Below are 8716 nucleotides of genomic sequence, written 5' to 3'. Positions count from 1 at the left end.
CCCGGCGCAGCAGCATCTCGCGGCGGCGCCCCGACGCCAGCCGGCGCGCTTCCTCGCGACAGCGGATGGCTTCGTCGGCGAGTCTTTCGCCGAGTGTCGTGCTCTGTTTGAAACGACGCCGCTTCAGCATGGCGTACTCCCTCGTAGGAGGAGGCGGGAGAGCAACTGCGTTCTCATCACCGACCGATGCCAAGAGCGTTGCGGTGATGCATGAAGCCTAGGCCTGCCGCGGCGGCGAGTCTGTATCTTTTGATACGTGCCGCAGATTAAATTTCGACGTGATCTGAGCTTGTTGAGCGACTTACTCAAACTGAGTGCGAAATATGACCTAAGTTCACTATCGAACCAAAACGGTCCCTGGTAGCCTACCATCATCACCGGCCGAGGCTCTGTCCGTAGGCGTCGGTGGCTGAGAGACCCATCGTGCTCCCGCCTGCAATGCCAGGGAGCACACCGATGCCGGTGTATCGGCCGACGCCTGTCGACCATGACCAGACAGAATACATGCGCCAGATCGTGCGCGAGGCTCGCGAGCTCTTGAAGCAGCCGCCACCCGATACATTCCTGGGACGCAAGACGATGGACGTGCCTCCGAAGGAGGAGCCGCCGGACGTGGAAGTCCGGTGATGATCTAGTGTGTCAGCACGCTTGCTCTGGTCTGAAGCGCGAGGTGCAGGAATTGGTGAACGCGATCGGCTGGTCATCGGCGAAAGCCTCGCCGTCCACGAAGCCGCGCTCGCGGTACAGAGCCGGCGCGGGCTTGAACGGCGCCGCTTCCGGTCTCGAGGCTGGGCGCTTTAGCTTGGCGCACGAGAGTGTCCCGCAGCCGCGCCGCAGATCATCGAGATAGGTCTCCTGCCCAGCTCCAAGCCGAAACCCCTGTTGAGCTTCAACAGAAGGCAAGAACGTCGATTGACATTGTTCTCCATTTGTTCTATTCATGGGCGCGATTTCAACCTCTGGGCGAACAGCAAAGTCGAATTCGTCCGTCATTTCCGCGGGTCAGTTGATGAGTAACTCGCTTCTCTCTTTGGTCCTATTGAACAATCCCGTAACGCCGGACATGTCTGCGGTCGCCAAGGTCATTCACGCCCGACATCCGGAGCTGGCACCGGAGGCGATGGACGACGGTCGTGCGCAGCAGGCTCAGGCAAACTCGCCGCTCATTCGCTGCGGCAAAGAGCTCGTTGCCGTCATGTCGATGCCGGCACCCGTCCCGGACGATCAGGGACTGTGGGCGCGCGCTGCCACGACGTGGCCGGAGAGCAAGGCCGTGGCCGCCCGGCATCGAGGTCATCTGATTGTATCGATGCTCGGAAAGGGTGAGCAGCCGCTGGTCGCCGCGCGCGTCACGACCGCAGTCATCGGTGCGTTGATTGCGACGATGCCGGAGTGCTGCGGCGTGGTGTGGGCCGGCCGTGTCGCGCGGCCCGTTGATCTCTGGCTCGAAACGTCCCGCGATTCTTTCGCACCGTATCCCGGCTATCCCTTCGGGCTATGGGTCGACATTCTGCCGTTCGGCTCAGGTGTCAAGATCGGCGCGGTCACGATGGGACTATCCGCATTCGTCGGCCGTGAGATCGAGTTCGTGACCGGCAAGCTCACGCTTCCGGCCTTGTTCGACAAGGTGGCGGGACTGTCCATGTATCTGATCGAGCATGGCAGTGTCGTGAAGGACGGCGACACGATCGGGGCAAGCGCGAGCGAGCGCATCCAGGTTCGTTACAAGAACTCCGAGGTGTTTGGGGGGCTGCCGGTTTTTTGCTGTACTGATGATTCCGTGTAAATGGCCGGCGTCGGCACACCGCGCCAGGCTGTATTAGACCTACGTGTAACGAGAGAAGACTGATGGTTGGTTCTCCTCCAGAGAGGCGCCGGGGTAAGGCGAAGGCTCGAAGGTTCTATGTCGTCGGTCTGGCTCGGTTTCAAACGGCGCCGGGATGGGAGATGGAGAATCTCGCAGTTCTCGCAGGCGGACGCCAGGTACTCATTCCACCACCGGGGCGAGGCTTCGTGCCTTTCCCTGAACCACCGCGACTTGTGATCGACAAATCTCTCGGCCGCGCTCCCACGGACTGGGAGCTCTTTCACGACTACCATCTCGTTTCGGACCGTATGAAGAGCCTTCTTGAAGTATTGGATATGGAGGGCGTTCGTTTTGTCAGATGCGAGACACGTTACCGAGACGGCCGTGCGGCACCAACTTATTGGCTTTGTGATGTCGTCAGGGTCCTCGATGCCGTCGACGAAGCGAAATCGGTTCTTGAGATCGAATATCCTACGCCCGGCCGCAAAGTTTACAATCTGAGGGGAAGAAGCAGCCTCGTCTTCAAAGAGGATAGTGTCGGGGCGGCTCATATCTTCAGGCTTCTCTTCTATCCCACGATAGTCTGCGACCAGGTCGCTAAGGATGCGTGCAAGGAGGCGGGCATGAGAGGCATCGGATTTACCGATGCGACCAAGTATTGAACTGATGCGCCGCGTTGTCGATCTTGAAAATCTTTCGTCGAAAGATCCGCCGATCAGAGGCAAGAGCCTTCTTGTCCAGCCGCGTCTCATCGGCAGGATGGTGTCAGGCATTTTGCTGCGTCCGTTGTCGTGGCTGCTCGTTGACACGTCGGGCAAAACACCGGCAGAATAGTATGGTCTAGAGAAGTCGGGCTCGCGAGATATCGCGAGCTTTTTTTATTGCCATTCTTTGCGGCCAGGCGTTTTCCTGGCTGCTCATGCGAAGCCTCGCATCGAGCAATTGCATGGCGCCTCGAAGGCATTGCTGGTTATCAGCTGCCGCCTCGCCCGACAGCAGGGGCGAGCAATCAAGACTGACAATTTAGTTTCCTCCACTCGCATGCGGGCACCGACGTCTGGGGCCGCGCTGATTCATGCCTTGGCGCAACGCAAGAGGCTAGCATGTTCCAGATCCATCACATCTTGCCACAGAGCCTTGCTGGCCACTTCACACTCAAGGTCTTGGGCAATCGTTTCAATCTTAATGGCATCAAGAATTTGATCGATCTTCCATCAAGTCAGGAAGCTGCTCGAGAGTTAGGATCAAGCCCTCATACAGGAGGCCATCTTGCGAGCTACAACAAGATGTTCTGCAAATTTCTCAAGGAGCTCCAGTCGCACCCATCTTTCGCCGCCGCTGAGAAAGGCGATGCTGCTGCTGTTGATCAACTGGATGCCGAGATGAGCAGCTTTCTTGCAGCTGCCAAGCACGCGTTGGCGAGGGGGCATTTGTTTACCAATACGCCTTTGGGAATGACGCCCGAGGGCGCGAACAGGCATATCGATGACTGGCATGAAAATTGGAAAACATATGCCGAAGAGAATCGCGACAGCATTCGGCAGATGCAGGACACTGTTGATCAACTTCATGCTGCCAGCCAATGGCGAGGCGCTCTGCGTGCTCCCATCCTCCTTCCTGACGGGACTCTCAGTCTCGCAGACAAGTTAGCGATCATAAGGCGCTACTCGCGGGAGAGTCGCACTGATTCACCTATTTCGCAGCACTTCGCAGCTGTTGAACCTGTTCCCGACCGGCCTGGCCTCATTCCTCCAGTCATTGATACACGGGTCCCTCCCTTTATTCCGCCTTTGCCTGAAGATTTGAATCGACCGGAAGGATTGACGCCGGGTCCGCCTCAAACTTATGGGCTTCCCGGTTTGCCTGCCGCCGATCCCCGAGGCTTTGGGCCGCTACCTCCCACTACGGTGTCCCCTCAAGATTCGCTGGTTCTCAGGTTCGATCCGGCTAGCGGGGCTCCGCTGCCGTTTTTCGAGCGCTCCCCGATCCTAGATCCGGACCCTCCTTCGGCCGCCGCGCCGCCTAACGCGCTGTATGGCGTCGCAGCAGTCGCGGCGCTCGGAGTGGTCGCTCCGCAACTCCTCCCGTTGCTTGGAATGTTAGGCGCTGTGGGGCTCGCAGGGACCGTGCCGGCTCGCGCTTCTGGTGCGGAGAGCGGCGCCGGGATAACCGGTGGAGGCGTCTTCTCCACCGGCACAACTCCATACGATCCGCTTGCCTCGAGCAATCCTTCCCCTGGGGCAGGCGGCAGTTCTCTTGGGCTCGCGCCCGGATGGCTGGTTGAAGACAATTCTCCCAAACCAGAACATGCCAGTACGTTCGTAGACCGCTTTGGCAACTGGGCGAGCACGCCAAGCGGCACCATGCCTGCCGAGCATCTGCCTCAAGTTGCGCCCACGCCTGCCGCAGGATCAGTCGCGCCCGAAGATAGCCGGCGCCTCACCCGCGTCAACGAGTTCAACGCGGGCACCGTATTCACATCGGGAAGTGCGCCGATCCCGCATCTGCCATCCACGGAGTTCAACGAGCGGTTCGGCAGCTGGACCGTGCCGACCGCTGACGCGCGGCAATCGCAGCCTAGCAGGCCGATCGGCACGTTTGCGGATGAGCCGAGCTACCTCATTCCGCCGCCCATCTTCGGAGTGGATGGTCCAGGCAATCCGCGCAAGGACGCCGAAGAGTGGTTCTCGCGTTGGATACGGCCGTTGCTTCCGCCGGAGTGAGGACTGATCTCAGAGTAGCGTACGCCGGTTGGCTACGAGGCAAAGAAGACGGGCCGCGCGGCCTCGGCGGCGAAGAAGGCGGTCAAGAAGGTGGGCAGAAGCCGGAAGAAGGTCGAGCACAAGCTGGGGCGCTGATGCCGCTTCCTCAGGCAGAGCAGGACGCTGAGCGTTCCTCTAGCGGACACCGCAGTTTCCCGGACTCCACATTCTACGCCATCTAGGTAGAACTGCGCAGGCCGGGGCTGGCATTTGATCCCAACAACTATTTCAACCGGCAAGGGGCTATCGCGAGATAGCCCCTTTTTAATGCCCTGTGCGCTGTTTGCCCTCGCAAGAATCCTTTCAACTCGGGAACTGCGGCTCTCGCGACGGAATTGGTTTGGTGCTGGCTCGCCGCCGAGCCGGCGGAGCGGCCCCGGCCATACCCCCCAAGCCCCCCTGCCAGCCGGGGCCGTCTCTCCGCCCAAGCGTAGTTTCGGAGTAAGCGTATGCGTTCATCGCCGTCGATCGTCCCGACTGATCGCCTCGACCGGGACATCTATCTGGTGCTTGAGGATTTTGGCGCGCGTGCTGGCTGCGCTTGGCGCGAAACAGACGAGCAAGACACCGACCGCGACACCATCGTCCGCGACTTGCTGTCAGGCCAATACACCTATCCGGTCCGCATCGTCGTGTTCAATGCGATCGAAGGCTACGCGCGCGACGCGACCGGCGAGATCGCCGATGAATTGGCGGAAGCTGTCGCTGAGGACGCCGAGATCACTCCGGCCTTACGAGCCTTCGTGGAAGCCAACGCCACGCGGCCATTTGGACTTCAACTGGCGCTACCGCTCCGCGGAGTGGTTCGCCCACCTTAATGGGCACACCATAGCGATCCGCGCTCCTGAAGGGAGGGGCCGCTAACAAAGTCTGCCAAGCCTAGGTACAGCGCTGATCAACGATGACTTTAGTCGGCTGTTGGAGTTGCGCAAGCCGCGCTTCGAGCTCTGCCTTTTTAGCGACTATCCTTGCGGCGATAATCTCATCGACGTCTGTGTGGAGGGCCCACAATTCATCGATGGACATACTCGTGAGTTGCTGTTTATCCATGATCGCACTCGAACCAGAGCCTGCTGGTCCGTTGACGCGAGGTCGGCAAGCAATCGCCGGTCCCTCGAATATCCCTTATGCCTGTTTTCGTGCCGCCAGATTCAGCCGATCTCTCGTCAAGCTGGCTCCCTGCCTGCTTTGTGCGAGCCTCATCTTCGGCCTGGGCTACTTTCTGTCGAATCTGTTCCAATTCGGAAAGCTTGGAAGCAAGCGCTTCGAGACGTTGGCGCAAGTCGGCAACGCGACTATACATCCGGCCTCCCGGCACTACGGTACACTTGTGAACACTACGACGGCCTCGGCATCTGGAGGTTTCTGGCTCGATGCCGAGGCCGCTTTTCCGCACCGGATCGAAACCAGAGCGGCCGATCAGAATTGCGGTCATCTTCAGTTCCCGCGATTGCAAATGTGAATCGCGAAAAGCGGCGATCAATTTGTCGCCGCTGCCTAACCGCGTGAGTCAGCGGCTCGGCGACACGGCAGACAGATCGCCGGAGCGGCCCTCGCGAACCCTTCGCAGTAGTTCCCGCTTTTCTTGACCGGTCAGTTCGAGCTCTCACGTACTAGCCGGACGACCCTGCGGGCACCGTCCGACACCTCTACAACAGGGTGCGCATCTAGAAAGTTCTCGGCTCGGGTGCGCGTCTTTGTCTGTCGGGCAATCGATCTCGTAAACTGCGCGGGCAACGCCGGACAATCGACCGCGTACGCAACATATCGCATGGCATTTTCCGGGTGCGGAACACTGCATTCTCCTACGCAATTACGGTTCCACCGGCAGAGTGGCTGTGAGAATTGACCCGGTTGCCGCGAGCGCCGGCCGCCGTCTGGAATCGGTCATTCGAAACGGCCGTCTCCCCAAACGGATTAAGGAACAAAATTCAATTGATTTAATTTATTTAATACTATTTAATCGCCTTTACCATTTGGAGGACGCCATGCCAGACCAACACGACGACCGTCGGGAGTTCTTGAAGACCTGCGGCAAGTTCGCGGCGGTGACGCCGCCGACAATTACACTCCTGCTCTCGACGTCCTTGACTTCCGACGCGATTGCGCAGTCTGGCGCGCGCGGTGTCCATCATCACCATCACGGCAACAATGGCAAAGGCAACGGCGGCGGCGACGGCAGTCCTAACGGTAAACCCGACAAGGACCGCTGAGTTGTCACGCATGACTGCTGCGGAGAGACAACAATGCGGGCCAGACGCGGCGACATAGATTGGCATTTCGCCTCTATTGTTGTTTCGCTGATCTGGCTGGCGTTGCTTTCTGCCACGCTTCTCGCGGTGCTTTTGCTTGGGCACCCCTGAAGGGAGTGGACGGCTGTCGCGCGTGAGTTTGACACGTCGGGCAAAACACTGGCAGAATAGCATCATCGAAAGAGTTCGGTTCGGCCCGCGCGGAGCAATCCGTCGCGGGCTTTTCGTTTGGGCCATGATATTTGAAGGATTAGAGATGACAAACATCAGGGGACGCGCTGCTCTGACTGTCACTTGCTGAGCGCGAGCGCCGTCGACTTCGGCGGCTGACCGCGATGGATAAGGAAGGCGCTTTCATCTTAGCCGGAATTCAACTCGACGAACGAAGCTGCCGGGACCGACGCGCCTTCGACTAGCGAGCGCACGAAGGTCCGGAGTCTAAGCCGCGTGGTTTTGCGCCGAAGCTGAACTACTTGGCAGCCGATCCAAACCACCGCGTCAGCGCATCCTCTAACCCGCCTTGGCTCCCGTCTCCCACCCAGGCGACATGTCCGTCGGGCCGCACCAGCACGGCGCGGGGCGCGGCGACCTGGCCGATCGCGGGAAGCTCCCATGGGCCGTCATAGGCGGCGTCGACGACACCGATGCGGTCCGCCCAGGGCGTGACGTCGATGCCGCCTCGCTTGTCAAAATCGAGCAGCACACCCCGCGCGCCGTGCAGCAGCGTGAACAGTTTTTGCTTCTGTCCTTCGACCGTCAGGTCGAGATCGGGCATGCGCCGCCCCAGCAGCGCGTGGCCTTCACCGAGATCATAGCTTATGTCGAGCCCGCTCATCATCGCACCGAAACGTTTGCGCGGCTCGTCCATGCCGAGCAGTTCGGCGATGGTGTCGCGCGCGGCCTTGCGGCCGTCGTCGCCGCGGCGGAGCAGGGCGATTTGCGCCATGGTGTTTTTCAGCACGCGCGCGCCGACCGGATGGCGCTCGGTGTGGTAGCTGTCGAGCAGGCTGTCGGGCGAGACGCGATTGACCACCTGCGCCAGCTTCCAGCCGAGATTGACGGCGTCCTGCACGCCGGTGTTGAGGCCTTGCCCGCCGACGGAGTGGTGGATATGCGCGGCGTCGCCGGCGAGCAGCACGCGTCCGCTGCGATAGGACTCGGCCTGCCGCGCCGCATCGGTGAAGCGGGAGATCCACGCCGGGTTTTGCAGACCGAAGTCGGTTCCGTACACGGCCGCGAGCGCATCGCTGAGGTCGCGCTGGGTGGGCGAACCGGTGCGATCGAGGGTTGCTTCGGTCACGACGACCAGCACGCGCCCGCTCTCGGTCTTGCTGAGGCCGTGGAAGCCGAGCGCGTCGTGACGCAAGCCGAATTCCGGCTCATCGCGCATCTCGACCTCGGCCATGAGGTTGCTGAGCGTCGGATCGGAGCCGGCGAAGTCGATGCCCGCGGTCTTGCGCACCAGGCTGCGACCGCCATCGCAGCCGACCAGGTAATCTGCCTGCAGCGTCTCGCCGCCGGACAGCGTCACGTCGACGCCAGTCTCGTCCTGCGCGAAGCCAGTGACCTCGCGCTCACGATAGAAGGGGATCGCGAGCTCCATGGCCCAATCGGCCAGGATGCGCTCGATGTGGTTCTGCCGCAGCGCAAGCCCGTAAGCGTGCCTTGTGGGGAGGTCGCTGATGTCCAGTTTGGTCCAGGCGAAGCCCGCGAGCTGGACGATCTGTCCCTCGCGCAGGAAGCGGTCGGCGACGCCGCGCTGATCGAGGATCTCGATGGTGCGCGCGTGCAGGCCGCCGGCGCGCGTCTCGACAATCGCCTGATCGGGGCGCCGTTCGACGACGGCAACGTCGACATGAGCGAGCGCGAGCTCGGCGGCCAGCATCAGCCCGGTC

The 8716-nt window shown here is 60.8% G+C and carries 9 protein-coding genes and 2 pseudogenes; 9 read left to right on the top strand and 2 right to left on the bottom strand.

The window, feature by feature from the left end:
• The first annotated feature begins 456 nt into the window (after positions 1 to 456).
• The 7 genes and pseudogenes from MOV74_RS23495 to MOV74_RS23465 all read left to right on the top strand — a co-directional run bounded on the left by MOV74_RS23495 (position 457) and on the right by MOV74_RS23465 (position 5387).
• Positions 457 to 627, top strand: coding sequence for a hypothetical protein (locus MOV74_RS23495; protein WP_246927686.1), 171 nt, complete (start codon positions 457 to 459; stop codon positions 625 to 627).
• A gap of 313 nt (positions 628 to 940) precedes the next feature.
• Positions 941 to 1786, top strand: coding sequence for a DUF4261 domain-containing protein (locus tag MOV74_RS23490; RefSeq protein WP_246927683.1), 846 nt, complete (start codon positions 941 to 943; stop codon positions 1784 to 1786).
• A gap of 161 nt (positions 1787 to 1947) precedes the next feature.
• Entirely contained in the window at positions 1948 to 2469 is a 522-nt protein-coding gene (locus MOV74_RS23485) for an imm11 family protein (protein WP_246927678.1), read from the top strand.
• Positions 2453 to 2641 (top strand): hypothetical protein, encoded by a 189-nt coding sequence (locus MOV74_RS23480; RefSeq protein ID WP_246927666.1) that lies wholly within the window; start codon positions 2453 to 2455, stop codon positions 2639 to 2641. Before MOV74_RS23485 ends, MOV74_RS23480 begins: the two co-directional genes overlap by 17 nt.
• A 260-nt stretch (positions 2642 to 2901) precedes the next feature.
• Positions 2902 to 4530: pseudogene (locus MOV74_RS23475) on the top strand (AHH domain-containing protein); the annotation flags it as partial.
• Between the two features lie 27 nt (positions 4531 to 4557).
• Positions 4558 to 4665, top strand: a pseudogene (locus MOV74_RS23470) (DUF3606 domain-containing protein); the annotation flags it as partial.
• A 353-nt stretch (positions 4666 to 5018) separates the two neighbouring features.
• Positions 5019 to 5387 carry a hypothetical protein gene (locus tag MOV74_RS23465; protein WP_246927660.1) on the top strand — a complete coding sequence of 123 codons (369 nt, stop codon included), beginning with the start codon at positions 5019 to 5021 and terminating at the stop codon, positions 5385 to 5387.
• Between the two features lie 61 nt (positions 5388 to 5448).
• Here the strand turns inward: MOV74_RS23465 and MOV74_RS23460 are convergent, their stop codons facing one another.
• Positions 5449 to 5619, bottom strand: coding sequence for a hypothetical protein (locus MOV74_RS23460; protein ID WP_246927657.1), 171 nt, complete (start codon positions 5617 to 5619; stop codon positions 5449 to 5451).
• On the opposite strand from MOV74_RS23460, the gene MOV74_RS23455 reads away from it, so the two are divergent.
• Complete coding sequence (locus MOV74_RS23455; RefSeq protein ID WP_246927654.1) at positions 5618 to 6031, top strand: hypothetical protein; 414 nt, start codon at positions 5618 to 5620, stop codon at positions 6029 to 6031. The genes MOV74_RS23460 and MOV74_RS23455 overlap by 2 nt on opposite strands.
• A 526-nt stretch (positions 6032 to 6557) precedes the next feature.
• Positions 6558 to 6782, top strand: a complete 225-nt coding sequence (locus MOV74_RS23450) for a hypothetical protein (protein ID WP_246927652.1) — start codon at positions 6558 to 6560, stop codon at positions 6780 to 6782.
• A gap of 508 nt (positions 6783 to 7290) precedes the next feature.
• On the opposite strand, the gene MOV74_RS23445 is transcribed toward MOV74_RS23450, so the two are convergent.
• The coding region (locus MOV74_RS23445) for an FAD-dependent monooxygenase (protein ID WP_246927640.1) at positions 7291 to 8716 on the bottom strand (1426 nt) is incomplete at its 5' end.

Source organism: Bradyrhizobium sp. SHOUNA76 (assembly GCF_023006445.1).
In the GTDB taxonomy this organism is placed as follows: domain Bacteria; phylum Pseudomonadota; class Alphaproteobacteria; order Rhizobiales; family Xanthobacteraceae; genus Bradyrhizobium.
The sequence above is the reverse complement of the archived record's forward strand: the minus strand, read 5'-3'. Positions and strand labels throughout refer to the sequence as shown.